Source organism: Reyranella sp. (genome assembly GCF_965279625.1).
Classification (GTDB): Bacteria; Pseudomonadota; Alphaproteobacteria; order Reyranellales; family Reyranellaceae; genus Reyranella.
In genome coordinates this window covers 5,037,031-5,061,916 of sequence record NZ_OZ257251.1, presented here as the reverse complement: position 1 = coordinate 5,061,916, position 24,886 = coordinate 5,037,031, and the positions used below count along the sequence as shown (strand labels likewise).

Here is a 24,886-nt window from a genome sequence, read left to right as displayed (position 1 = left end):
GGTGGCCTTGTCGAGGCTACGCCCGCGATATGGCAGGAGTCCGATGTGACCAACATCGTCGCACGCCGTTGACCGCGCGGACCGCGTGTTGTTCACTCCGCGCCGTGACGCGTCATCTTCCCTCGCGAATGCTCCGTGTGCTTTGCGCGCTGGCGGTGGCCTTCGTCACGACCTTCCATGTCTGCGGCATCGCCACGGCCAGCGCCTACGCGCCGACGGCGATCTATGCCGCCGGAGCCGACGATGCTCAGCCGGCCGATGCCGGCCTGTCGGCCGAGAAGTGTCACATCTGCGCAATGGTCTCGCTGCCGGCGCTGACGCAAACGGCCGAAGCATCGCCTGACGCCGTCGCCGTTCGGCAAACGCCGGTCCGCGACCTCGTCTCCTTCCAGACCTCCCTCGCCCCGCCTCCACCCAGAGCCTGATCGCCGTACGTCGTCCGCCTGAAGCCTGAAGGCTTCGGGTCGTTCCCGTTCCCGCGATCGGAGTCTGCATGTCTCCCAATCTCTGGCTCTGCGCGACGCTTGCCGTCGTCGTGGCGCACCCGTCGATGGCCCAAACGGGCCAGATGGCGGCACAGCGCGCCGGCGCCCTGTCGCTGCCGCAGGCGCTGCGCACCGTCATTTCCGCCAATCCCCGCCTGTCGGTCGCCGACCGCACCATCAACATGGCGGACGGACGGCGCGAGCAGGCGGGCGCCAGGCCCAACCCGACCCTGGGCGTCGAGGTCGACAATTTCGCCTATGGCCAGAACGGCCTCACCAGCGGCGCCGAATACACGCTGCAGATCAGCCAGCTCTTCGAACTGGGCGGCAAGCGCAATGCCCGGGTCCAGGCCGCACTCGGCGACTACGACACGGCGCGCTGGGAACGCGAGGCGACGCGGCTGGAGCTCTTGTCGGAGACGACCATCGCCTTCGTCGAGGCGCTGTCTGTGGAGCGCAAGATCGCCCTACTCGAGCGCCATGCCGCTGCCCTGGACAGGCTGGTGCCGCAGATGCAGAAGCGGGTCGAGGCCGGCGCCTCCTCGCCGTCCGAAGTGTCACGCACCCAGGCCGCGGCCGGCATGGTGCGGCTCGACCGAGAGCGCGCGCGAACGGCGTTGAACGTCGCGCGGCGCGAGCTCGCCGCGCTGATGGGCCTCGACCGGCCGAACTTCGTCGCCGTCGCGGGCGATTTCGGCCGCATCTCGCGGCCGGCACCGCTCGACACCGCCATCAAGGCCATCGAGGACAATCCACAGCTCATGCGCTGGACGGCGGTGCGGGCCCAGCGCGATGGCGCGCTGCTGTCGGCACGGCTCAAGCCGCTGCCCGACATCACCGCCGGTGTCGCCTGGCGCCACTATGCGGAGTCCAGCCAGAACGCACTCCGCCTCGGCGTGTCGGTGCCGATCAACGTCATCGACCGAAATACGGGCGCGATCCGCGAAGCGCGGGAGGCCGCGCAGAAGACCGGCGCCGAACGGGCGGTCAACCGGCTCACCCTGATCGCCATCGTCGGCAAGGCACACGACACCGCGACCGGCGCGCTGGCCCAGGTCGAGCTGCTGCGCCGCACGGTGCTGCCGGCGGCACGGGCCGCCCTGTCGACCGTCGAGGCGGGCTACGGCCAGGGCCGCTACACGCTGCTGGAAATCCTCGACGCCTACCGGACCGTGGCCGATGCCGAGCTCCAGGAACACGAGGCGCTGGCGAGCTTCCACACCTCGATCGCTACCATCGAAGGGCTGACCGGCAGCCCTCTCCAGCTCGCGAGGGCGAAATGATGCGGTTCCTGAGATATCTCGCCATCGCGCTGGTCTGCGTCGGCGCGGCGGGCGCCGCCGGCTGGTACGCCTTCGATCCGCGATTTGCCAAGACGGCGAGCCCGGCCAGGGGCGGCCAGGGTCACGGCGAGGAGAAAGAAGGCGCCCACGGCCATGACGAGGGCGTGAAGCTCTCTGATGCGCAGGTCGCGGCGGCCGGCATCGAACTGCTGCAGGCCGGCCCGCACGAGCTGCGCGACATGCTTCGTCTCAACGGCATCATCCAGCCCAACCAGGAGACGCTGGTGAAGGTAACGCCGCGCTTCCCCGGCGTGATCCGAAGCATGCGGAAGCGGCTGGGCGACAGGGTGAAGAAGGACGAGGTGCTGGCGACGGTCGAGAGCAACCAGAGCCTGACCAGCTACGAGCTGAAGGCGCCGATCGACGGCACCGTCATCGACCGCGACGGCACGCTGGGCGAGTTCGCGTCGGAGGCGAAGCCGCTCTTCACCATCGCCGATCTCTCGACCATGTGGATCGACTTCGCCGTGTTTCGCCGCGACTTCAGCCGCGTGCGCACGGGCGATACCGTTGCCGTCGATGTCGGCGACGGCGGCCCCCCGGTCGAGGCGCGCATCGACTATCTGTCCCCGATCGGCTCGACAGACACGCAGACTTCTATCGCGCGGGCGATCGTGAAGAACGGCGACAACCGGCTGCGGCCCGGCCTGTTCGTCGACGGCAGAGTCGTGCTGTCGGCCAAGCCGGTCGACGTGGCGATCCGTGCCGCCGCGCTGCAGACGCTGGAAGGCAAGACCGTGGTCTTCGTGCGCGAGGGCGAGACCTTCGCCGCCCGCGAGGTGGAACTCGGCGCGCGCGACGCCGATTGGGTCGAGGTGCTCTTCGGCGTGCTCGCCGGCGACACCTACGCCGCGAAGAACAGCTTCGTCATCAAGGCCGAGATCGGCAAGGCGGGAGCGGCGCATGAGCATTGAGGGGCGCCACCCGCCCGTCCGTCGTCCTGAGCGATGCCGCCCGAAAGGCGGCGCAGTCGAAGCACCTCTCTTGCGCCTCACTGCGCACGATCCCTCGAACGGAAAAAAGGAGGTCCTTCGACTGCGCTTCGCTCCGCTCAGGACGACGGTGGTGGTGTGGAGGACACAGCCATGATCGACCGCATCCTCGCCTTCTCGATCCAGAACCGCTGGCTGGTCATCTTCGCCACCATCGCCGTCGGCGCGCTGGGCGCCTGGAATTTCACGCGCCTGCCGATCGACGCGGTGCCCGACATCACCAACGTGCAGGTGCAGGTCAACACCGTGGCGCCGGGTTACTCGCCGCTCGAGGTCGAGCAGCGCATCACCTTCCCGTTGGAAACGGCGATGGGCGGCCTGCCGAAGCTCGACCATACGCGCTCGCTGTCGCGCTACGGGCTGAGCCAGATCACCGTGGTGTTCAAGGATGGCACCGACATCTACTTCGCCCGCCAGCTCGTGAACGAGCGCATCCAGCAGGCGAAGGACAAGCTCCCACCCGGCGTCGAGACCTCGATGGGGCCGGTCTCGACCGGGCTCGGCGAGATCTACATGTACTCGGTCGAGGCCAAACCCGGTGCTAAGCGGCCCGACGGTGCGCCCTACTCGGCCACCGAGCTGCGGACCATCCAGGACTGGATCATCAAGCCCCAGCTCCGCACGATGCCGGGCATCGTCGAGGTCAACACGATCGGCGGCTTCGAGCGGCAGTTCCACGTCCTGCCCGAACCCGCGAAGCTGATGGCCTACAGGCTGACCTTCCGCGACGTGATGGCGGCACTTGCCACCCACAATGCCAATGTCGGCGCGGGCTATATCGAGCGCAATGGCGAGCAGTATCTCGTGCGCACGCCGGGCCAGGTCGACGACATCGAGGGCATCCGGGGCATCGTCGTCGGCTCGCGCGGCGGCGTGCCGATCCGCATCGACGACATCGCCGAGGTGAAGGAAGGCAACGAGCTGCGGACAGGCGCTGCGACGGTCGACGGCAAGGAAGCGGTGATCGGCACCGCCATGTTGTTGATCGGCGAGAACAGCCGGACGGCGGCCCAGCGCGTCGCCGCGCGGCTTGCCGAGGTCGAACGTTCGCTGCCCGAGGGCGTCGTGGCGCGCGCCTTCTACGACCGCACCAAGCTCGTCGATGCCACGATACGGACGGTCGAGAAGAACCTGCTGGAAGGCGCGCTGCTGGTCGTGGTCGTACTGTTCCTGATCCTGGGCAACTTCCGCGCGGCCTTCGTCACAGCCTGCGTCATCCCGCTGTCGATGCTCTTCACCATCACCGGCATGGTGGAGAACCATATCAGCGCCAACCTGATGAGCCTCGGCGCCATCGACTTCGGCATCATCGTCGACGGGGCGGTGATCGTGGTCGAGAACTGCCTGCGCCTGCTGGCCGAGGAGCAGCACCGGCGCGGCCGCGTGCTCTCCCGTCAGGAGCGCTTCGCCGCGATCCTCGCCGGCTCCCGCGAAGTCATCAAACCGAGCCTGTTCGGCACCCTGATCATCGGCGTCGTCTACCTGCCGGTGCTCACGCTCACCGGCGTCGAGGGCAAGATGTTCACGCCGATGGCACTGACCGTCCTGCTGGCGCTCACGGGCGCCGCCATCGCCTCGATGACGCTCGTACCGGCTGCGGTGGCGCTGCTGGTCACCGGCAAGGTGGCGGAAAAGGAAAACCTGTTCATGCGGGGCGCGCTCCGCCTCTACGCCCCGGTGCTCGACCAGGCAATCCGCCTGCGCGGCGCCGTGGTCGGGCTGGCCCTCCTCCTGGTCGCGGTGAGCGGCGTGGCAGCGTCGCGCATGGGCGGCGAGTTCATTCCCTCGCTCGACGAGGGCGACATCGCCATGCATGCCATGCGCATCCCCGGCACCAGCCTCAGCCAGTCGGTGCAGATGCAGGAGGCGGTCGAGAAGGCCGTGCTCGAATTCTCCGAGGTCAGGGAAGTGGCGGGCAAGATCGGCACGGCCGAGGTTGCCACCGATCCCATGCCGCCCAACGTCGCCGACACCTTCATCCTGTTGAAGCCCCGCAGCCAATGGCCCAACCCGAACCGGCCCAAGGCCGACCTGGTGGCAGCGATCGAGAAACGCGTCTCGGATGTGCCGGGCAACAACTACGAATTCACCCAGCCGATCCAGATGCGTTTCAACGAGCTGATCTCCGGCGTGCGCAGCGACCTCGGCATAAAAATCTTCGGAGACGATCTCGACACGCTGCTCGCCCTCGCGAACAAGGTGCAGTCGGTGGTGCAGCGCGTCCCCGGCGCCGCCGATGTGCGCACCGAGCAGGTGAGCGGCCTGCCGATGCTGACCGTGAAGCCCAGCCGCGCCGCCCTGGCGCGCTACGGCATCACGCTGGCCGAGTTGCAGGAGGTGGTCGAGATCGCGGTCGGCGGCAAGGAGGCCGGCTTGGTCTTCGAGGGCGACCGACGTTTCGACATCGTGGTGCGCCTGCCCGAGCATCTACGTGTCGATCTCGAGGCGCTGGCCTCGCTGCCCATCCCGGTGCCGCAGGCGGCGGCGACGGCGGGCGACACCGGGCGGCGCGCGGTCGTGCAGACCGGAGGCGGTGCGGCCGCGCCCTACGTGCCGCTATCGGCGGTCGCGGCGATCGAAACCGCGCCGGGTCCCAACCAGATCAGCCGCGAGGACGGCAAGCGCCGGATCGTCGTCAGCGCCAATGTGCGCGACCGCGACCTCGGCTCCTTCGTCGGCGAGGTGCAGCGACAGGTGACGGAACAGGTGAAGCTGCCGGCCGGCTACTGGATTGGCTGGGGCGGCCAGTTCGAGCAGCTCGTCGGCGCCTCGCAGCGGCTGGCGGTGGTGGTGCCGGTGGCGCTGCTGCTGATTTTCGCCCTGCTCTGCATGAGCCTCGGCTCGATGGCCGATGCCACGCTGGTGTTCAGCGGCGTGCCGCTGGCGCTGACCGGCGGCATCGCGGCGCTCGCGCTGCGCGGCATTCCGCTGTCGATCAGTGCCGGCGTCGGCTTCATCGCGCTGAGCGGCGTCGCGGTGCTGAACGGCCTGGTGATCCTCTCGTTCATCCAGCGCCTGCGCGCCGAAGGTATGACGGTGGACCAGGCCGTGCGCACCGGCGCGACCAAACGGTTGCGCCCGGTGATGATGACGGCACTGGTCGCCTCGCTGGGCTTCGTGCCGATGGCGCTGGCGACTGGTGCCGGGGCGGAGGTTCAGCGGCCGCTCGCCACCGTGGTCATCGGCGGCATCCTTTCCTCGACCCTCCTCACCCTGGTCGTGCTGCCAGCGCTCTACGCGCTGTTCCATCGCGACCGCACCGCCGCTCGACAACAAGGAGAAAGCACATGATGAAGTTCCTGATCCTCGCCTTTGCCATCCTCTGGGCCGGCGCGGCGACCGCGCAGCACAGTCACGGCAGCACCAAGGGGCCGAACGGCGGGGTCGTGCAGGACGTGGCCGGCGTCCACGCCGAGCTGGTCGTGGCGGGCAACACCGTCACCCTCAACATCCTCGACGAGAACAACAAACCCACGTCCGCCAAGGGTTTTTCGGGCTCGGTGTTGATTGTCTCGGGCAGCACGCGCGAAACCGTCCCGCTCGCTGCGTCGGACGACACCGCCCTGAAGGGCGAGGCCAAGTCCGCGATCCCCGCCGGCGCCACCGTCTCGCTCGTGCTGAAGAATTCCGTCGGCAAATCGGGCCAGGTGAAGTTCTGAGGCCATGGATGGACGGAGCCATCGCAAGATGGCAGCTTGGGCACACAATGGCTCTACGCGGTGATTCCGCCTTCGCCCCCGACTGGGCGCGCACCTTGGTCGACCCGCTTGCGTTCGCGCACGAGCAACGCTGCCTTTCCTATGTCTGGACGTTCCTCGGGTTTACGGACGATGTCGAGAAGGATGGCGACTGGTTCCGCGCCTCGCTGGCGACGCGATCGGTCTTCGTGCAGCGGTTCGGGACGGAACTGAAGGGCTTCGAGAATGTCTGCGCCCATCGCTTCTATCCGCTGCGGACGAAGGACAAGGGTAACGGGCCGATTGTCTGCGGCTTCCATCACTGGCGATACGACCACGACGGCTCAGCCATCGGGATCCCGAAATGCCAGGAGAATTTCGGCACCGTGTCGCGCGCGCTCGGCGCGCGCCTCAATCCCATCGAGATCGCGACCTGCGGCACACTCGTCTTCGGCCGCTTCCCCGCCTCGGGCAAGCGCTGCTCGCTCGCGGACTTCCTCGGCCCCGGCTTCCCGATCCTCGCAACCCTGTCGCGCTCCCCCCACAAGCCGCTCGCGCTTTCCCATGAGCTTGCGGCCAACTGGAAACTCGGACTCCAGATCACCTTCGACGACTACCACACGGTCGCCGTCCATCCGACGACCTTCGGCAAGACCGGCTATCTCGACCGCGAAAAGCTCACCTATGCCCGTTTCGGCGCCCACAGCGCCCTGATCAATAGCGACCGGCCGCAGGTCTTCGAGGAATTATCCGCGGCCTGCGCCGACGGCTCGTTCCGACCTACCTGCTATTGCATCCTGCAGATCCTGCCGAACTTCCTCGTGGCGCTGTTCCGGTCGGACCGCGACATCTTTCAGTGCTGCATCCAGCAATTCGTTCCGGTGGCGCACAACCGGTCGCTCCTGCGCGCCTGGGTCTATCCCGCGCCCTTTCCGGTGGAGGGCCCCTGGCACGCGCGCCTGTGGCGCCACGCAAGCGATCTCGTTCGCAATCGCCTGGTCCAGCACTATTCCCGCCGCGTCATCCGCGAAGACAACACGATCTGCGAGAGTGTTCAGGCGGTCGCGCACCAGATCGAGCGCCCCCCTTACCTCGCCGCCCTCGAGGAACGTATCGGCTGGTTCGAACAGTCGTACCGGCAGCTCGTCGCGGAGGGGCAAGATGTGTTGGCGAATATTCCCGAGAGAACCGACGGCCGACCGGCGGCCGGAAATGTTCTGACCTGACGGCCGGAGCTGCCCTCATTTTTCGCTGGCAGCGTCGGGGACGACAGGACGGGACCCTGGGTTCTCAGCGTCTCGATGGGGCACGAGAAATATCGAGGTCGCCCGACGGAACCCACAGCGTCTGTCCGAGTAGCGTCTGCCGGAGAATCTCAACGGGGAGGGTCTGCATGCAAGACTCCGGAACGGCTGATTGCTTCTATCACGGGACACGCGCGGACCTTCGAACGGGCGACCTCATCCGGGTGGGATTCAGGTCGAACTACCGCGAGGGAACGCCGATGTCCTGGGTTTATTTCAGCCAGACCCTGGAAGCCGCGATCTGGGGAGCCGAACTTGCAGCAGGCGAAGGGCGGGAGAGGATCTACATCGTCGAGCCCGTCGGCCTGTTCATCGATGATCCCAACCTGACTGACAAGAAGTTCCCAGGAAACCCGACGAAATCATACCGCTCTCGCGAACCGCTTCGAATTGTGGGCGAAGTGGTGGAATGGAAGGGCCACACGCCCGAGCAGTTGCAGAAAATGAAGGACGGCATCGCCCGCCTGAAGGGGACCGGCAAGGACGTGATCATCGACTGACAACGGGTTCCAGCCGCTCCCTCCCACGACAGCAGCCTCAGGCGGCTTACAAGAAGCGCCTCCGTCACCGTCGACGCGATCGCCAGAGTGAGCCGCCGCCCCCTCGGCACCGGGTTCAATCTGCCGCGGTCCGGCCGGTGCGGGCACGAAACAGGTTGATCTTGCGATAGGCGGGATCCCCAGTGACTTCCCGTCCGACCCAAGGGGGCAGCGGGACATCGCAATCGATGCGGGTGAGTTCGACTTCGGCCAGGACCACGTCTGCCATGACGCCGTCATAGGCGTCGACCTGCCAGGTGAAGTCGCGGTAGGGCACGAAGGATCGGGTCTTGCTCATGACGTTGCCATCGCAATGTCGGGTCAGCATTTCCTCCGCATCCGCGAGGGGAATGGAATACTCGAACTCCGCGTTCACGCCCGGCGCCTCGCGCGTCTTGACGGTAAGGGTCGCCTGCCCGTCGCAGATGCGCACGCGGACCTTGCGGCCGCCAGTCATGGCCACCAAACCGTCCCTCAGATGCTGCTCGCGAACGGCGCTAGCGCGCCATTCCTCGCCGATGAGGAGAAACTTGCGCTCGATTTCAATTCCCATGCCGGCGGGAGATAGGGCGCGAAGACCGTGTTCGCAACGCGACAATATGGGAACGTGCCTCTTGCCCGTTTCCGCTCCGCCGTGCGCGACGACCTCATTCTCGAATGGTCCGAGAGCGACGGTCCGACGGTTCAGCAGCCCCGGCACAAGGGTTTCGGCACGACGATTACCGAGCGCTCGATGCCGAGGACATCCTGCACCGCCTGGGTGCCGACAGCGTCGCGATGGCGGCGACCATCGAGGCGGCGCTCAATCTTGGCGACCGCTGCGAGCACGCGTAGCTGCCGAGAGAACATCGCAGCCGCAACGTGTTGAAGAAGCCCTACACCCTTGAGGCGGTAGCGCGGGCCGTGCACGAACTGATGGGCGAGCCGGCGCAGGGGGGACGACGGCGGCGGCGCCTGCTACAAGGGCTGATGGAAGCTCGCCGACACTCCGATGAAGGCCGGCGCGTCGCCGCGCTTCGGGCGTACGACATTCTCGACACGCCACGGGAGGACGAGTTCGACGAGGTCGTCCGCGTCGTCAGCGCGATTTGCGGCACGCCGATATCCGTCATCAACCTGGTCGACAGCGGGCGGCAATGGTTCAAGGCCGAGGTCGGACTGGGCGTCCGCGAGACTCCGCTGCCCGCGTCGATCTGCGCGCATGCGATCCTGCAGCCCGATCTGTTCATCGTGCCTGACACGCTGGCGGACGAGCGATTTTCCGACAATCCGTTGGTGACCGGCGATCCCCGCCTGCGCTTCTACGCCGGCGCGTTGCTCGAAACGCCGGACGGCCTGCCGCTCGGCACGATCTGCGTCCTCGACTACAAGCCGCGCGAACTCGACGAGAACCAGAAGGCCCTGCTGCGCCTGACCGCGCGGCAGATCATGAAGATGATGGAACTGCGCCGCCTGAATGCCACCGAGCGCATCGCGCGCGAGCGAGCCGAGACGCACGCCGAGGCGACCACCGCCCGGCTGGCGCATGCCAACCGTGAATCGGATCTGCGTGAACAGTTCATCGCCGTGCTCGGACACGACCTGCGCAACCCGCTGGCGTCGATCCAGGCCGGCGCCCAGTTGGTAAAGCGCGGCAAGCTCACGCTCGACGAGATGCTTCAACTCACCCAGGGCAGCGTCTCGCGCATGTCGGCCCTGATCGACGATATCCTCGACTTTGCGCGGGGCCGGCTGGGCACCGGCATCGATCTCGCGCGCAGCGATGTACTGCTCGCGCCGACCCTGACGCAGGTGGTCAACGAATTGCGCACCACGGCGCCCGACCGCCGCATTGCCGCCAGCATCGCGATGAGCGAGAGCGTGTTCTGCGACCCCGGCCGCATCGGTCAGCTCCTCTCCAACCTGCTGGGCAATGCCGTCGTCCATGGCGCCCCCGGCACGCCCATCGAGGTCGAGGCGCAAGTGAAGGACGGCACGTTCGAACTCAGCGTGCGCAATGCCGGCAACCCGATTCCCGACGTGGCGCTGGCCAAGCTGTTCCAGCCATTCTTCCGCGGCGAGGCCCGCGCCAGTCAGCAGGGTCTGGGCCTCGGCCTCTACATCTGCAGCGAGATCGCCCGCGCCCATGGCGGCACCCTCACAGCCACCTCCACGCCCGAGAAGACGACGTTCCTCTTCCGGATGCCGGTGAAGGCGGAGTTCTAGGAGTCTCACAGCGGAGATCCCGCGGATTCTGCGTATTGCCCCTTTTCCTGCGCCGCTTGTACAAGGTCCCCCAGCAAGATCAGGGGATCGGGATGGCGGGCGTGAAGGCGGCAAAGGACGAGCGACGCGGGGACTATGGATGGTGGATGCCGGTCGCGAGCCGGTGGTCGGACTGCGACGCCTACGGCCACGTCAACAACGCCGTCTATTACAACTGGTTCGACACGTCTCTCACCACGCTCGCCATCGAACGCGGCATCCTGCGGGCGCCGGGCCAGACCTCGATCGGCCTGTGCATCGCCAGCGGCTGCGAATTCCTGGCGCCGGTCGACTTTCCCCAGACGGTCGATGTCGGCATCCGCCTCGGCCACATCGGCAACAGCTCGCTGCGCTACGAGCTCGCGATCTTCAGCCGCGAAAGCGAGACACCCGCCGCCGTCGGCCACTTCGTCCACGTCTATGTCGACGCCGCCACACGTCGGAGTGTGGCCTTGACCGAGGCTCAGAGGGCGGCGGTGGCTGACCTGCTGGCGGCCTGACGGGACCTCGGACGGCCGCACCCAGCGTCATTGCGCCGACACGATACTTGACGAAGATCAAGGCCCGCATCCGCCCCACCCTCTAGCGTGTAGGCCAATCTCGGGGAGAGCCCAGTGTCGGTCGAATCGCCGTTCAACTTCTTCCAGGAATACTGGATCGATGCCTGGCAGCGATCCGTCCTGACACTGGATGCCCTGCGCGAGCGCGGGAACACTTTCATCGAGCGCAGTGCTGAGGATGTTCCGAACGTGCTGGGCTTCGCCTTCGAGCCGGTCCTCGACGGTCGCACCCTGCCGCGGCCGGTCAACTATTTCGTTGTCAGGATCGTACCCCCCGAAGGTACGGTCACGGATCCGGCCAAGCCGCCCTTCGTGGTCGTCGACCCACGCGCCGGCCACGGCCCGGGCATCGGCGGCATGAAGCAGGACAGCGAGATCGGCGTCGCCCTGGCCGCGGGCCATACCACCTACTTCATCGGTTTCCGGTCGGCCCCCGAACCGGGGCAGACGATCGAGGATGTCTGCCGGGCCGAAGCGGCGTTCCTTGAAGCCGTGTCCGCGCGCCATCCTGAGGCTGAGGGTAAGCCCGTAGTGGTCGGCAACTGCCAGGCCGGCTGGCAGATCATGATGACGGCAGCCATCCGTCCGGACCTATTCGGACCCATCCTGCTGGCGGGGTCGCCGCTCTCCTACTGGGCGGGCGTACACGGCCGCAATCCGATGCGCTATCTCGGCGGGTCGCTCGGCGGCACCTGGCTGACCGCCCTGACGGGCGACCTCGGCAACGGCATCTTCGATGGCGCCCATCTGGTCGGCAATTTCGAATCGTTGAACCCCGCAAACACCTTGTGGGCGAAGCCCTACAATCTCTATTCGAAGGTCGACACCGAGACGACCCGCTTCCTCGACTTCGAGACTTGGTGGGGCAGCCCCGTCCTGCTCAATGCCGGTGAGATGCAGTGGATCGCCGACAATCTCTTCGTCGGCAACAAGCTCACCTCAGGCGAGATCAGTACCTCCGACGGCACCCGCGTGGACCTGCGCAACATCCGCTCGCCTATCATCGTTCTGTGCTCATGGGGCGACAACATCACGCCGCCGCAGCAGGCGCTCGGCTGGATTACCGACCTGTACGGCCACGAGGACGAGATCGTCGCCAATGGGCAGACCATCGTCTACACGCTGCACCAGACGATCGGGCATCTCGGCATCTTCGTCTCGGGCAAGGTCGCGACCAAGGAGCATGCCGAGTTCGCCTCCTGCATGCAGATGATCGACCTGCTGCCGCCGGGCCTCTACGAGGCGGTGATTTCCGAGATCGACGGCACGACGGCCAATCCGGCCCTGATCCACGGCAAGTACCTGTTCCAGCTCGAGGCGCGGACGCTCGACGACATCCGCCAGCTCGGCAGCAATAGTGACGAGGACGAGCAGCGTTTCGCCACCGTCGCGCGCGTCTCCGAGATCAACCACGGCCTCTACCGCACCTTCGCTCAGCCGGTCGTGCGCGCGATGGTGACACCGCAATCGGCCGAGCTTCTGCGCGCGGCCAACGCCCACCGCCTGCGCTTCGCTGCCTTCTCCGACCGCAATCCCGCCATGGCCTGCATCAAGCCGCTGGCGGAGACCGTCCGCAGCCATCGCGAGCCGGCGGCGCCGGACAATCCCCTGCTCACCCTGGAGAAGATGACGTCCACCTGGATCTCGACTTGCCTGGAAGGCTATCGGCTGGTCCGCGACGCGACGACGGAGGCGATGTTCCTCGGCACCTACGGGGCGCCAGCCCTGCAGGCGGCGGTGGGGCTCGCAGCGGACGCCGTGCCCGCACGACGGCAAATCGGCCGCGATCTCGCGCGCGAAGTCATCGCCGGGCGCTGGCGCGCCGACCTCGAGGCACGTTTCGAGACCGGTGGACTGCCCGAGGCGGTGGTCCGTGCGCTGATGCATGTTCGCCTGCCGCGGCGGACGGTCGATGAGCGTGGCTTCGCCGTGCTGCAGGCGGTGCGCCAGATCCTGCCCGCCAACCGGCGCATCGGCTTCGACGAGCTGAAGCTCTTGTTCCGCGACCAATACCTGCTGATGCGGCTCGACGAGGAGCGCGCGATCCGGGCCATCCCGCAGCTCCTGCCCGACGATCCGCAGTCGAGGGCAGCCGGTTGGCAGGTCGTTCAGGACATTCTGACGGCCTCCGGCAATCTGACGCCGGAGGAGCAGCGGCTCATGCAGCGGTTGGAGCCCATGTTCGTTGGCGCACGTCCACTGCCGCAGGAGAACCAGGATGCCTGACGCCACGCCCTCGTCCGCGGCCCCGCGCGAGAAGTACGAGCGGCTCATTGCTGCGGCGCGCATGCACGAGCCGCTGACCACGGCCGTGGTGCATCCTTGCGACGAGGTCTCGCTGGAGAGCGCGATGGAGGCGGCGCGCGAAGGCTTGCTCGCGCCCATCCTGGTCGGTCCTGCGGCCCGCATCCGCGCCGTCGCGGCCAAGGCGTCGCTCGACATTGGTGCCTTCGAGATCGTCGAATCGGCCCACAGTCACGATTCCGCGGCCAAGGCGGTCGAGCTCGTGCGCTGCGGTCGCGCCGAGGCGCTGATGAAGGGCAGCCTCCATACGGATGAGCTGATGGGCGCGGTCGTTTCGAGCGCGACCGGCATCCGCACGGCGCGACGCATCAGCCACTGCTTCGTCATGGACGTGCCCCGCCACGAGCAGGCGCTGATCATCTCCGACGCCGCGGTGAACATCGCGCCGACGCTCGAGGACAAAGTCGACATCGTGCAGAATGCCATCGATCTCGCGCATGCGCTGGGCATCGCCCAGCCGCGCGTCGCGATCTTGAGCGCCACGGAAACGGTAAACCCGAAGGTCGCCTCGACGATCGAGGCCGCGGCCCTGTGCAAGATGGCCGATCGCGCCCAGATCACCGGCGGGGTCCTCGATGGTCCCCTCGCCCTCGACAATGCGATCAGCCTCCAGGCGGCATCGATCAAGAACATTTCGTCGCCGGTCGCCGGCCGCGCCGACGTGCTGATCGTCCCCAACCTCGAGGCCGGCAACATGCTGGCCAAGAGCCTCACCTTCCTGGCCGGAGCGGACGCCGCCGGGATCGTGCTCGGCGCGCGCGTGCCGATAATCCTGACCAGCCGCGCCGATTCGCTGACCACGCGGCTGGCCTCCTGCGCCGTCGCGTCGCTGGTGGCGGCCGCGCGCCGGGTCAGTTCCGCCACGTCCATCGCCTGAGGACACCATGACCGAGCAGATGCGGCCCGTTCTGTCAGGCAAGAAGGCTTTGATCGTCGGCGTCGCCAACGACCAGTCCATCGCCTATGGCTGCGCCCAGGCCTTTCGCGAAGCCGGGGCCGATCTCGCCCTGACCTGGTTAAACGAGAAGGCGCGGCCCCATGTCGAGCCGCTGGCGCGCGAGCTCGGCGCCCAGATCCAGATGCCCCTGGACGTCGCCGTGCCGGGGCAGCTCGAGGCGGTGTTCGAGCAGATCGCCGACCGCTGGGGCCAACTCGACATCCTCGTTCACTCCATTGCCTTCGCGCCGCTGGACGACCTGCGCGGCGGGCTGCTCGACTGCTCGGCGGAGGGCTTCGCTAAGGCGATGGACGTGTCCTGCCATTCCTTCATCCGGATGGCGCGGCTTGCGGCACCACTGATGAAGGACGGCGGGACCATGTTCGCCATGAGCTACTATGGCGCCAACCGGGTCGTGCCCAACTACAACGTCATGGGACCGGTCAAGGCCGCGCTCGAGGCGGCGTGCAGGTATCTCGCCTACGAGCTGGGGCCCCGCCGCATCCGCGTCCACGCCATCTCGCCCGGTCCGCTCAAGACCCGTGCCGCCTTGGGGCTGAAGGATTTCGAACTGCTGCTCAACGAGGCCGCGCACAAGGCGCCGCTGGGCGGGCTCGTGGACATCATGGATGTCGGCTACACCTGCGCCTATCTGGCCACGCCATTCGCCCATCGCGTCACCGGCGGCACCGTGTATGTCGACGGCGGCGCCAGCATCGTCGCCTGAGGCCGACCCGATGACCGAGACCGGCTGCATCGTCGTCCTCAACGCGGGTTCCTCCAGCATCAAATTCGCGCTCTACGACGCCGGTGCCGACGGCGCCCTCCTCTATCGTGGACAGATCGAGCGCATCGGCGTCGGTCCACACCTCGAAGTACGGGACGCCGCAGGCAAGACGGTGGCCGAGCGGAAATGGCCGGACCGCGCGCTCGACCATCACGGCGCGACGGCCGAAATCATGGCGCATGGCCAGGCGCTGCTCGCCGGCCGCCCCGTCCTCGCCTTCGGCCATCGCGTCGTCCATGGCGGCACGAAGTTCGTGGCACCGGTCCGCATCGACCGGGCGATCGTGTCCGAACTCGAATCGCTCGTGCCGCTGGCACCGTTGCACCAGCCGCACAATCTGGCGCCGGTTGCCGCGATCCTGGACGCGGCCCCGCACCTGCCGCAGATCGCCTGTTTCGATACCGCGTTTCATCGTACCCAGCCGATGCTCGCGCAGGAATTCGCCCTGCCGCGCGAACTGACCGCGGGCGGCGTGCGGCGCTACGGCTTCCATGGCCTGTCCTACGATTTCGTAACGAAACGCCTGCGCGCCACCCAGCCGGCACTGGCAGAGGGAAAGCTGGTCATCGCCCATCTCGGCAACGGCGCCAGCCTGTGCGCTACGAACGATGGGCGCAGCATCGCGAGTACGATGGGCTTCACGGCGCTCGACGGACTCATGATGGGAACGCGGGCCGGCGCGCTCGATCCCGGCGTGCTGCTCTACCTCGCCCAGCAGCGCGGCATGAGCTTCGCGGCGATCGAGGATCTTCTCTATCGCAGATCGGGCCTGCTCGGCGTGTCGGGCATCTCCTCCGACATGCGCACCCTGCGCGCCTCGAGCGAGCCGGCGGCGCGCGAAGCCATCGACCTGTTCGTCTACCGCATCGTGCGCGAGATCGGCTCGCTCGCGGCGGCCCTGGGCGGCGTCGATGGCATCGTGTTCACGGCCGGCATTGGTGAAAATGATGCGGCGACCCGCGCCGAGATCCTAGAGGGCTGCCGCTGGCTCGGCGTGGCCCTCGACCCCGCACTCAACCACACCTGCGAGGGACGCATCAGCACGGACGGCTCGACCGTCTCCGCCTGGATCGTGCCGACCGACGAGGAACGCATGATCGCGCAGTATACGAGCTCGGCGCTGGCCAGCTCCTGATCGCCGGCATGCGACTCAGATCCGGCGATAGGTGGCGTGCAGAATGGAGAAGGGAATGCCGGCGCGCCCGGCGCTGCCGCGCACCATCACGACCCGTTCGTCGATGCGGTAGAACCAGTCGTTGAAGTTCAACACCATCGACTTGTCGTCACCGCCGCTCTGCGGCGTGTCGCGTGTATAGCGCCAATGGAACGCGCAGCCCGCCCGGTCGCCCTCGGCTTCGCCGTCCAGACGCGACTCCTGGCCGCTGTAGTGTCCGGACGCGAGCTTCGCGATGCGCCAGGTGAGCGTATCCTGGCGTCCATCGTCGAAGGTCCAGGTTTCGGTGAAGCTCAGCACGTGTGCCGCCTCATTCCAGGTACCGCGCGCCTTGACGGTGAAGCGCTGCTGCAGGCCGCCGGTCACGCGCTCGACCACGCCCCAACCTTCGAGGTCGCCGGCGAGATAGGTCTCGGGAAGCAATTCCGGCGAGGTGCCGGCAAAATCGTCGATGTCCATGGGCACCAACGACGAAAGATCGAAGCCGTTGCACGGGCCGGGGTTACCGAACACCAGCCAGCACTAAGCCGATCCGGCACCTTCATCAGGTGGGAGCAGGTTCACGCGGAGCCCACAACCCTGGCACCGACCATTATCGAACCAAATCTGGGCGCGCAGGACCGGCAGAAAGCGCTGGTGGCAGCGTGGACAGCGGAACTCGTAGTAACCATAGGCGCCGACCATTGCACCGATGAAGCAGAGGCCCGCGATCCAGTGCGATGACCGCACGGTGAAGGCGAAGCCCAGGACAGCCACGCACAGCATGAACAGGCGCGCACGGCGATCACCCCAGGCCTTGATGTAGCGGTCGCGCTCACTCACGCACGTGCCCTCCGTCGCGACAGTTCCTTCCGCCCGTGATCATCGGACACGCTTCCGTCTCTGACCAATGCCATCACTGGCCCGCCATCGGCAGGCGCAGGCTGACACGCAGGCCGCCGTCGGGCGCCGCCGCGAAGTCGAGGCTGCCGCCGTAGAGGTCGACCAGCTCGCGGGTGATCGACAGGCCGAACCCGAAGCCCGGCGCGGTCTCGTCGAGCCTCTGTCCGGGCTTCAAAAGATGCGGCACCTGTTCGGCCGACAGGCCCGGCCCATCGTCCTCGATTCGCAGGAGCACCCTCCGCTCCTCGGCAACGGCCCGCACCGTCACGGACGTCGAGGTCCACTTGAAGGCATTGTCGAGCAGGTTGCCGGCGATCTCGTCGAAATCCTGCGGTTCGCACGCCACGGCCAGGCCGGGCGGAATGTCGGCGGCGAAGGCGACGCCGCGCCCGGCATGGACCTTCGTAAGCACGGCACCCAGGTCGCCGATCGCCGGCGCCAGCAATGTCTGTGACCGCGTCGGTCCGGCGAGCGCCGCGGCCCGCGCACGGCCGAGATGATGGCGAATGCGGCGCTCCATTACCTCGACGAGTTCGGCGAGCGCAGACTTGCCGTCCTTTCCGGCATCACCTCTGGAAGAAAGCGCAACGCTGAGAGTCGCCAACGGCGTCTTCAAGCCATGCGCCAGGTTGGCGACGTGGGCGCGGGCGCGGTCGAGATTGGCGGCGTTCTGCTTCAGGAGCTCATTCAGTTCGGAGACCAGCGGCCGCACTTCCGCGGGCTGCTCTTCGGGGACGGTCGCCCTCCGTCCGGCCCGCACGTCAGCGATGGCGCCGCGCAGCCGGTCGAGCGGACGCAGGCCCAGCCGAACCTGCAGCACGATAGCCAGCACGAGCGCCGCACCCAGCACGAGCAGAGACAGCCCGAGCGTCGTCATCGCCTCTCGCAAGGGGCCCATCACCGCCGCCCGCGGCGCCGTGGCGACGATCTCGACGGGCACGCCGTCGATCAAGACATGCTGGATCCGGTAGTGCAGCGCCTCGCCGCCCGGACCGGGACCGTCGGCCGGACGTGGCGGCGGCACCGCACGTGGCGGCGGCGGCGGAGTTCCAGTGCGATGAGGCGGCGGCGGGGGTGGTGGCGGCAGCGGCAGGCCGGAAACGTCGAGCGTATCGTCGCCGAGGGCGCGCGATCGCAGCACGTTGCGCGGGCCGCTCACCTGCCAATACCAGCCGCGCCCCGGCCGGTCGAAGGGCGGTCCATCGGCGCTGCCGTCCAGCGAGAGGTCGCCCGCCGGCGTGACACGCACCGTCGAAGCCAGGAAGTTGACCTGCGTGTCGAGGCGCTGGTCGATCTGGCCCTGCACGAAGTGATGCAGCACGAAGGCGATAACGGTGGCCGCGACGACCAGTGCCACGACGATGAAGACCGAGGCGCCAAGCAGCAATCGCCGGCCGAGCGACGCGTCGGCCTTCACGACGGCGCCGCCGCCGTCAGACGGTAGCCGCGGCCGCGCACCGTCTCAATCGCGTCGCGACCGATCTTGCGGCGCAGCCGGGCGACGATGACCTCGAGCGAATTGGAATCGGTGCCGACGTCGCCCTGGTAGACCTTCTCGGTGAGATCGCCGCGCTCGATCACCACACCCTTGCGCAGGATCAGGCATTCGAGCACGCGCCATTCCAGAGCCGTGAGCTTGAGCGGCAATCCGTCGAGCTCGAACACGCCTGTCTGGGCGTCGAACGAGACTGCGCCGCTCTCGATGCGCGGCGTCGCATGGCCGGTCGAGCGCCGCACCAGCGCACGCAGGCGCATGATCAGTTCCTCGACCCGGAAGGGCTTGGTGAGATAGTCGTCGGCGCCGGCCTTGAAGCCGTCGACCTTCTCGGTCCAGCCGTCGCGCGCCGTCAGGATCAGCACCGGCAATTGCCGGCCGGCCTTGCGCCAGGACCGCAGCACCGTCGCGCCCGGAACCTTGGGCAGGCCCAGATCGAGGACGGCCACGTCATAGGCCTCGGTCTCACCCATATGCTGGCCGTCGAGCCCGTCGGCGGCGATGTCGACGGCGAAGTTCTCGGCCCGCAGCGCGCGCGCGATCATCTCTGCGAGCGGTCCGTCGTCTTCGACGAGGAGAACCTTCATGGCATCCTTGGCTCCGGCATGGGCCTCATGCCGGCTGAAATAGGCCCTCGAAGCTGAACACAGGCTGAACCGCGGGGTTCAGCGTGCATTTAGAGGCGCCTCCTATGTTGACGCCATCGCAACACATACAGGAGGCGATCATGACGACCAACGCCCTCGTTCCATCCTCATCGCGCAGGCCCCGCGGCCGGGCCCTGGCCGTCGCCGCGGGCGCACTGCTGCTTGCCGGCATCGGCGGCGTCGCCGGCGCCCAGACCCCACCGCCACCCCCGGCTGCCGGTGTCGCCCCGCCTCCGGCCGTCGCGCCCGCGCAGCCGCAGGCAGTGATGCTCATCACGCCGATGGCGATCGCTAAATTGCAGCCGTCCGACGTGGTCGCCGTGAGGGGCAGCGTCGCGGAGATCTACGGCAACAAGTTCATTCTCGAGGATGACAGCGGGCGCATGCTGGTCGATCTCGGACCGCGCGGCGACGAGCGCGCCGTCGTGACCAAGGGCGAGCAGGTCTCGGTGCAGGGCCGCTTCGATCGCGGCTTCGTCGCCGCGCAGGTCCTGTCGCGTGCCGACGGCCGCAGCGAGGCCTTCGGTCCCCCGCCGCCGCCTCCGCCGGGCCGTGAAGCCGATCGCGGTCCGGGCCGCTGCCCGCCGCCGCCCGCGCCGCGCTGAGCCTCCGACCCTGGCGGCCAGAGCCGCAATCGCTCGGGCCGCCTTCTCTCCCGCATGTCCTGGAGTTCGCAATGCCCGACCATCACGTCAGTGTTTCCGGCAAGATCCTGCACGTCTTCGCACACCGCTTCGTCGTCCAGACGAAGAGCGGCGCCCTCCTGGCCGACGTCACCCCGAAGGGGCTCGACCGGGTCGCCCTGAACGTCGGCGACACGGTCACGCTCGACGGCCAAATGAAACCTTCGGAGCTGAAAGTGTCCCGCCTCGTCCTCGACGGCCGCACCGTGAAGATCGAGCATGACAAGCCTCACCATCATCACCACCATGACGACCACCATCACGAGCACCATCATGGTCCAGCGGACCCTGAGATCGTGCTCCGCGCCGCCCGGGCGGCGGGCTACGAGCCGGCCGCGAAGCCGCGCCGCAAGCCCAAGCACTTCGAGGTGCTGGTCAAGCGCAACGGCCGCTTCTCGGAACTGCACATCGAGCTCGACGGCCACATCCGGAAGAGCAAGCCGGCGGATCGTGACGAGCCGAAGTGGGACCTGTTGCCCGCCAAGGAATCGCCATGAATCCATGGTGTGTTTCGACCGGTCAGCGTGCGGTGAGGTGTGTAGCATGCCAATACGAACTGAACGGCTGGGAGCGATCCGCCTGGCGATTGCCGCCGTGGCCTGCGTGTTTGCGCTCGGCGCCTGTGCCCGTGAGATCGGCCAGCCGATTGATGCCGGTGCGGTCGAGAAGCTGACGCCGGGCAGATCGACCTATGCCGACGTCGTAGGCCAGTTCGGCAAGGCCGTCCGCGTGCGCGGCCATGGCAGCGGCACGGTGGCCCACTGGCAGTATCTGAAGGATACGCCGGACGGCACGGAATATGACAGCCTCAGGATCGTGTTCGACAAGGACGGTCGCATGGTCCGCGTCGTCGAGTGGCTCGACAGCGGCGACGAAGAAGAGGAAAGCTGAGCGGCCATTACGCTCACGAGTTTCGAAAGAACCCCCATGTCCGCCAAAGCTACCGCCGTCAGCCGCTTCCCCGTCCCTGCCCTCGCCGACATGCCAGCCGACATCCGCGCGCGCATAGAGAAGGTGCAGGAAAAATCGGGCTTCATCCCCAACGTCTTCCTGGTGCTGGCGCATCGCCCCGACGAGTTCCGTGCCTTCTTCGCCTATCACGATGCGCTGATGGACAAGCCCGGCAACCTCAGCAAGGCCGAGCGCGAGATGATCGTCGTGGCGACCTCGAACCTCAACCAGTGCCAGTATTGCGTGATCGCCCACGGCGCCATCCTGCGCATCCGCGCCAAGGACCCGCTGATCGCCGACCAGGTCGCGATCAACTACCGCAAGGCCGACATCTCGCCGCGCCAGAAGGCGATGCTCGACTTCGCGGTGAAGGTGAGCCAGTCCGCCCACCAGGTCGGCGACGACGACATGGAGACGCTGAGAAAGCACGGCTTCGACGAGGAAGACGTGTGGGACATCGCCGCCATCGCCGCCTTCTTCGGCCTGTCCAACCGCATGGCCAACGTCACCAGCATGCGCCCGAACCCCGAATTTTATGCGATGGGCCGCGGCTGAGGCCTCAGGCGACGCCGACACTGCCGACAAAGTCGGAGCGGGCGATGCCCTCGCCGTTCACGACGCCGCCGGTGCCGAAGCACAGCGTGCCAGGATCGATCGCCTGGTCGTTGACGCAGATCAAGGAGAGCTCGCTTCCGCCGGGCTATAGGCCTCCGATGGACCGACTACAGGTCCGCGGAGGATGCATGAAGCCGAACTCGAAGAAGCTCTTCAGCCGCGCTGCCCTGCTGGGTGCGGCCAGCCTGCTGGCCACCTCGCTGGCTGCCTTTTCGGCGCATGCGCAGGGCCCAGCGCAGAAGCCCAACATCGTCATCATTTGGGGCGACGACATCGGCCAGTCGAACGTCAGCGCCTACTCGCGCGGTCTGATGGGCTACCAGACGCCCAACATCGATCGCATCGCCAGCGAAGGCATGATGTTCACGGACATTTACGCCGAACAGAGCTGCACGGCCGGCCGCGCCTCGTTCATCACCGGCCAGTCAGGCCTGCGCACCGGCCTCACCAAGGTCGGCCTGCCCGGCGCGCCGCTGGGCCTGCGCAAGGAAGATCCGACGATCGCCGAATTGCTGAAGGCGCAGGGCTATGCGACCGGCCAGTTCGGCAAGAACCACCTGGGCGACCGCAACGAGTTCTTGCCGACGGTCCATGGCTTCGACGAATTCTACGGCAACCTCTATCATCTCAACGCCGAAGAAGAGCCGGAACTGCCGGACTATCCCAAGGACCCCGCGTTCCGCGCCAAGTTCGGCCCGCGCGGCGTGCTCGACTGCAAGGCCACCGACAAGGACGATCCCACGATCGAGCCGCGCTTCGGCAAGGTCGGCAAGCAGGTCTGCGTCGACACCGGCCCACTCACCAAGAAGCGCATGGAGACGATCGACGACGACATCGCCGCGCGCGCCATCGACTTCATCCAGCGTCAGAACAAGGCCGGCAAGCCCGCTTTGGTCTGGGTCAACTTCACCCACATGCACCTGCGCACCCACACCAAGCCGGGAAGCCTCGGCCAGGCAGGGCCGTTCCAGAGCCCCTATCACGACACCATGATCGACCATGACCGCAATGTCGGGCAGGTCCTCAAGGTGCTCGACGATCTCAAGATCGTCGACAACACATTCGTCATGTACTCGACCGACAACGGGCCGCACATGAACTCGTGGCCCGACGGCGCCATGACGCCGTTCCGCAGCGAGAAGAACACCAACTGGGAAGGTGCCTACCGTGTCCCGGCCATGGTGCGCTGGCCGGGCCGGATCAAGCCCGGCCAGGTCTCCAACGAGATCGTCGCGCATCTCGACTGGCTGCCCACCCTGCTGGCCATCGGCGGCGAGACGGGCATCAAGGAAAAGCTCGCCGCCGGGTACAAGGTGGGCGACATGACCTACAAGGTCCATCTCGACGGCGACAATCTCGTGCCCTACCTGACGGGCCAGACACCGAAGAGCCCGCGCAGCTCATTTCTCTACTTCAACGACGACCAGCAGCTGACGGCACTGCGCTACGACAACTGGAAGCTCGTGTTCCTGGAACAGCAGGTGCCGGGCACGCTGCGGGTATGGGCGGCGCCGTTCGTCAATCTCCGGGTTCCGAAGATCTTCAACCTGCGCACCGACCCCTACGAGCGCGCCGACATCACGTCCAACACCTACTACGACTGGCTGATGGATCACGTCTTCCTGCTGATCCCCGCGCAGGATTACGTCGGCCAGTTCCTGGCCAGCTTCAAAGAGTTCCCCCAGCGTCAGAAGGCCGCCAGCTTCAACCTCGACGAAGTCATCTCAAAGCTGGGTGACGTGATGCTGCTGGAGAACCAGGGCCTAGGCGCACCGCCGAAGTAGCGCTTTTCCCTCAAGGTCGACCGAGGGTCCGCTTCATGATCTCCAGACGCTTCCTCGTGTCGCTGCTGTCGGCCGCGTCGCTCGTCCTGGGCACGCCGGCTTTCGCCCAGAGAGGTCCAGCGCCTCCTGGGCCCCTGCCTTCGTGGAACGACGGGCCGGCGAAACGATCGATCGTCGCCTTCGTCGAGAAGGTGACACGGCCGGGCTCGCCGGACTTCGTGCCGCCCGCCGAGCGGATCGCGACCTTCGACAATGACGGCACCCTGTGGTGCGAGCAGCCGGTGCCGGTCCAGCTCTATTTCGCGCTCGACCGCGTGAAGGCGCTGGCGCCGCAGCATCCGGAGTGGAAGACGCAGGAACCCTTCGCGTCGATGCTTAGAGGCGATTTCAAGACGGCGCTCGCCGGCGGCGACCACGCCGTCCTCGACCTCATGCTGACGACCCACGCCGGCATGACCACCGTGGAGTTCGAGAAGATCGTCAGGGACTGGATCGCGACCGCCCGGCATCCGGGCACGGGCAAGCTGTTCACCGAAATGACCTACCAGCCCATGGTCGAGCTGCTGGCCTACCTGAAAGCGAACGGGTTCCAGAACTTCATCGTCTCGGGCGGCGGCATCGAGTTCATGCGCCCATGGACCGAGAAGGCCTATGGCATCCCGCCGGAGCAGGTGATCGGCAGCAGCATCAGGACGAAGTTCGAGATGCGCGACGGCAAGCCGGTCCTCCTGCGGTTGGCAGAACTGAACTTCAACGACGACAAGGCCGGCAAGCCCGTCGCCATCAATCAACATATCGGCCGGTGGCCGATCGCCGCCTTCGGCAATTCCCGGGGCGACAGGGAGATGCTGGAGTACACGCAGGGCGGCGCCGGCGCGCGCTTCATGCTGCTGGTGCTGCACGACGATGCCGCGCGCGAATACGCCTACGGCCCGGCGCTTGGATTGCCGGACGTCACGCTGGGCGCCTTCCCGCAGGCACTTTACGAGCAGGCGAAGAAGGACGGTTGGACCGTCGTCAGCATGAAGGACGACTGGAAGCGGGTCTTCGCGGAACAACCGCCCGTGACGGCGATCGACATCCTGCTCGAACCGGACAGCGTCATGCTTGAGCGCTCCACCGCCAGCAACGCGCAGCTCCGTGCGGTCTTTCCGCAGGGATTCGGGCTGGATGCCACGCATCGCCCGCACATCACCATGGTCCAGCGTTTCGTGCGGACGGCCGACCTCGACAGACTCTACGCCGCGATCGAGCCGGTGATTAAGCGCGCCAATGTCCGGGCCCTCAAGCTCGAAGCGTTCCGGTATTATTACATCCCGAGCCAGGACAGCGGTCTCGCCGGAATCTCCGCGCGGCCGACGCCGGAATTGCTCATGCTGCAGCGGGAGCTGATAGCCGCCGTGACGCCGTTCACCGTGCCGTCCGGCGATTCGACGGCCTTCGTCACGACGCCCGAAGATCCGGTGATCGACCCGGCGCTGAT

Annotated in this window: 24 protein-coding genes and 1 pseudogene; 19 read left to right on the top strand and 6 right to left on the bottom strand. The window is 67.0% G+C overall.

What is annotated here, in order from left to right:
* Positions 1–128: 128 nt before the first annotated feature.
* The 7 genes from ACQY78_RS24590 (at position 129) to arr (ending at position 8,301) form a co-directional block, all read left to right on the top strand.
* Positions 129–425 (top strand): hypothetical protein, encoded by a 297-nt coding sequence (locus ACQY78_RS24590; RefSeq protein ID WP_428679997.1) that lies wholly within the window; start codon positions 129–131, stop codon positions 423–425.
* A gap of 68 nt (positions 426–493) precedes the next feature.
* Positions 494–1,768 (top strand): TolC family protein, encoded by a 1,275-nt coding sequence (locus ACQY78_RS24585; protein ID WP_428679995.1) that lies wholly within the window; start codon positions 494–496, stop codon positions 1,766–1,768.
* Positions 1,765–2,742 (top strand): divalent metal ion exporter adaptor subunit IhpB, encoded by a 978-nt coding sequence (ihpB, locus tag ACQY78_RS24580; protein WP_428679992.1) that lies wholly within the window; start codon positions 1,765–1,767, stop codon positions 2,740–2,742. The genes ACQY78_RS24585 and ihpB overlap by 4 nt, the downstream gene beginning before the upstream one ends.
* A 171-nt stretch (positions 2,743–2,913) precedes the next feature.
* On the top strand, positions 2,914–6,111 hold the full coding sequence (locus tag ACQY78_RS24575) for an efflux RND transporter permease subunit (protein WP_428679990.1): 3,198 nt from the start codon (positions 2,914–2,916) through the stop codon (positions 6,109–6,111).
* Positions 6,108–6,479, top strand: coding sequence for a hypothetical protein (locus ACQY78_RS24570; RefSeq protein ID WP_428679987.1), 372 nt, complete (start codon positions 6,108–6,110; stop codon positions 6,477–6,479). The genes ACQY78_RS24575 and ACQY78_RS24570 overlap by 4 nt, the downstream gene beginning before the upstream one ends.
* A 47-nt stretch (positions 6,480–6,526) precedes the next feature.
* Positions 6,527–7,723 (top strand): aromatic ring-hydroxylating oxygenase subunit alpha, encoded by a 1,197-nt coding sequence (locus ACQY78_RS24565; RefSeq protein ID WP_428679984.1) that lies wholly within the window; start codon positions 6,527–6,529, stop codon positions 7,721–7,723.
* 167 nt (positions 7,724–7,890) lie between these two features.
* On the top strand, positions 7,891–8,301 hold the full coding sequence (gene arr, locus ACQY78_RS24560; protein ID WP_428679981.1) for an NAD(+)--rifampin ADP-ribosyltransferase: 411 nt from the start codon (positions 7,891–7,893) through the stop codon (positions 8,299–8,301).
* Between the two features lie 115 nt (positions 8,302–8,416).
* Here the strand turns inward: arr and ACQY78_RS24555 are convergent, their stop codons facing one another.
* Together ACQY78_RS24555 and ACQY78_RS24550 are read right to left on the bottom strand one after the other, a co-directional pair.
* Positions 8,417–9,040, bottom strand: coding sequence for a CYTH domain-containing protein (locus ACQY78_RS24555; RefSeq protein WP_428679978.1), 624 nt, complete (start codon positions 9,038–9,040; stop codon positions 8,417–8,419).
* Positions 9,025–9,168 (bottom strand): hypothetical protein, encoded by a 144-nt coding sequence (locus ACQY78_RS24550; protein ID WP_428679975.1) that lies wholly within the window; start codon positions 9,166–9,168, stop codon positions 9,025–9,027. Before ACQY78_RS24550 ends, ACQY78_RS24555 begins: the two co-directional genes overlap by 16 nt.
* A gap of 33 nt (positions 9,169–9,201) precedes the next feature.
* Between ACQY78_RS24550 and ACQY78_RS24545 the strand changes: the two genes are divergently transcribed.
* The 6 genes from ACQY78_RS24545 to ACQY78_RS24520 all read left to right on the top strand — a co-directional run bounded on the left by ACQY78_RS24545 (position 9,202) and on the right by ACQY78_RS24520 (position 16,307).
* Complete coding sequence (locus ACQY78_RS24545) at positions 9,202–10,545, top strand: GAF domain-containing sensor histidine kinase (RefSeq protein WP_428679972.1); 1,344 nt, start codon at positions 9,202–9,204, stop codon at positions 10,543–10,545.
* Positions 10,546–10,637: 92 nt separating this feature from the next.
* A complete protein-coding gene (locus ACQY78_RS24540; RefSeq protein WP_428679969.1) occupies positions 10,638–11,084 on the top strand; it encodes an acyl-CoA thioesterase in 447 nt (148 codons plus the stop codon).
* Between the two features lie 114 nt (positions 11,085–11,198).
* Complete coding sequence (locus ACQY78_RS24535; RefSeq protein WP_428679966.1) at positions 11,199–13,370, top strand: DUF3141 domain-containing protein; 2,172 nt, start codon at positions 11,199–11,201, stop codon at positions 13,368–13,370.
* The gene (locus ACQY78_RS24530; RefSeq protein ID WP_428679963.1) at positions 13,363–14,325 is read left to right on the top strand and encodes a phosphate acetyltransferase; all 963 of its coding nucleotides are present in this window, start codon (positions 13,363–13,365) and stop codon (positions 14,323–14,325) included. The genes ACQY78_RS24535 and ACQY78_RS24530 overlap by 8 nt, the downstream gene beginning before the upstream one ends.
* 7 nt (positions 14,326–14,332) lie before the next feature.
* Positions 14,333–15,112 carry an enoyl-ACP reductase FabI gene (gene fabI / locus ACQY78_RS24525; RefSeq protein ID WP_428679960.1) on the top strand — a complete coding sequence of 260 codons (780 nt, stop codon included), beginning with the start codon at positions 14,333–14,335 and terminating at the stop codon, positions 15,110–15,112.
* 10 nt (positions 15,113–15,122) lie between these two features.
* Positions 15,123–16,307: an acetate/propionate family kinase gene (locus tag ACQY78_RS24520; protein WP_428679957.1), complete on the top strand. Its 1,185-nt coding sequence runs from the start codon at positions 15,123–15,125 to the stop codon at positions 16,305–16,307.
* Positions 16,308–16,322: 15 nt separating this feature from the next.
* Here the strand turns inward: ACQY78_RS24520 and ACQY78_RS24515 are convergent, their stop codons facing one another.
* The 4 genes from ACQY78_RS24515 to ACQY78_RS24500 form a co-directional block, all read right to left on the bottom strand.
* On the bottom strand, positions 16,323–16,811 hold the full coding sequence (locus ACQY78_RS24515) for a DUF3833 family protein (protein WP_428686486.1): 489 nt from the start codon (positions 16,809–16,811) through the stop codon (positions 16,323–16,325).
* Positions 16,812–16,868: 57 nt separating this feature from the next.
* Positions 16,869–17,168: a hypothetical protein gene (locus ACQY78_RS24510; RefSeq protein ID WP_428679954.1), complete on the bottom strand. Its 300-nt coding sequence runs from the start codon at positions 17,166–17,168 to the stop codon at positions 16,869–16,871.
* Between the two features lie 73 nt (positions 17,169–17,241).
* Entirely contained in the window at positions 17,242–18,645 is a 1,404-nt protein-coding gene (locus tag ACQY78_RS24505) for a sensor histidine kinase (RefSeq protein WP_428679951.1), read from the bottom strand.
* Positions 18,642–19,310: a response regulator gene (locus ACQY78_RS24500; protein WP_428679948.1), complete on the bottom strand. Its 669-nt coding sequence runs from the start codon at positions 19,308–19,310 to the stop codon at positions 18,642–18,644. The genes ACQY78_RS24505 and ACQY78_RS24500 overlap by 4 nt, the downstream gene beginning before the upstream one ends.
* Before the next feature lie 140 nt (positions 19,311–19,450).
* Between ACQY78_RS24500 and ACQY78_RS24495 the strand changes: the two genes are divergently transcribed.
* The 6 genes and pseudogenes from ACQY78_RS24495 to ACQY78_RS24470 all read left to right on the top strand — a co-directional run.
* A complete protein-coding gene (locus ACQY78_RS24495; protein ID WP_428679945.1) occupies positions 19,451–19,975 on the top strand; it encodes a hypothetical protein in 525 nt (174 codons plus the stop codon).
* A gap of 71 nt (positions 19,976–20,046) precedes the next feature.
* Positions 20,047–20,550, top strand: coding sequence for a hypothetical protein (locus ACQY78_RS24490; protein WP_428679942.1), 504 nt, complete (start codon positions 20,047–20,049; stop codon positions 20,548–20,550).
* 46 nt (positions 20,551–20,596) lie between these two features.
* Positions 20,597–20,944 carry a hypothetical protein gene (locus ACQY78_RS24485; protein ID WP_428679939.1) on the top strand — a complete coding sequence of 116 codons (348 nt, stop codon included), beginning with the start codon at positions 20,597–20,599 and terminating at the stop codon, positions 20,942–20,944.
* Positions 20,945–20,980: 36 nt separating this feature from the next.
* Positions 20,981–21,559 carry a peroxidase-related enzyme gene (locus tag ACQY78_RS24480; protein WP_428679936.1) on the top strand — a complete coding sequence of 193 codons (579 nt, stop codon included), beginning with the start codon at positions 20,981–20,983 and terminating at the stop codon, positions 21,557–21,559.
* Positions 21,560–21,747: 188 nt separating this feature from the next.
* Positions 21,748–23,403, top strand: coding sequence for an arylsulfatase (locus ACQY78_RS24475; RefSeq protein WP_428679932.1), 1,656 nt, complete (start codon positions 21,748–21,750; stop codon positions 23,401–23,403).
* A 35-nt stretch (positions 23,404–23,438) separates the two neighbouring features.
* Positions 23,439–24,458 (top strand): annotated as a pseudogene (locus ACQY78_RS24470) (HAD family hydrolase); the annotation flags it as partial.
* Positions 24,459–24,886 lie beyond the last annotated feature (428 nt).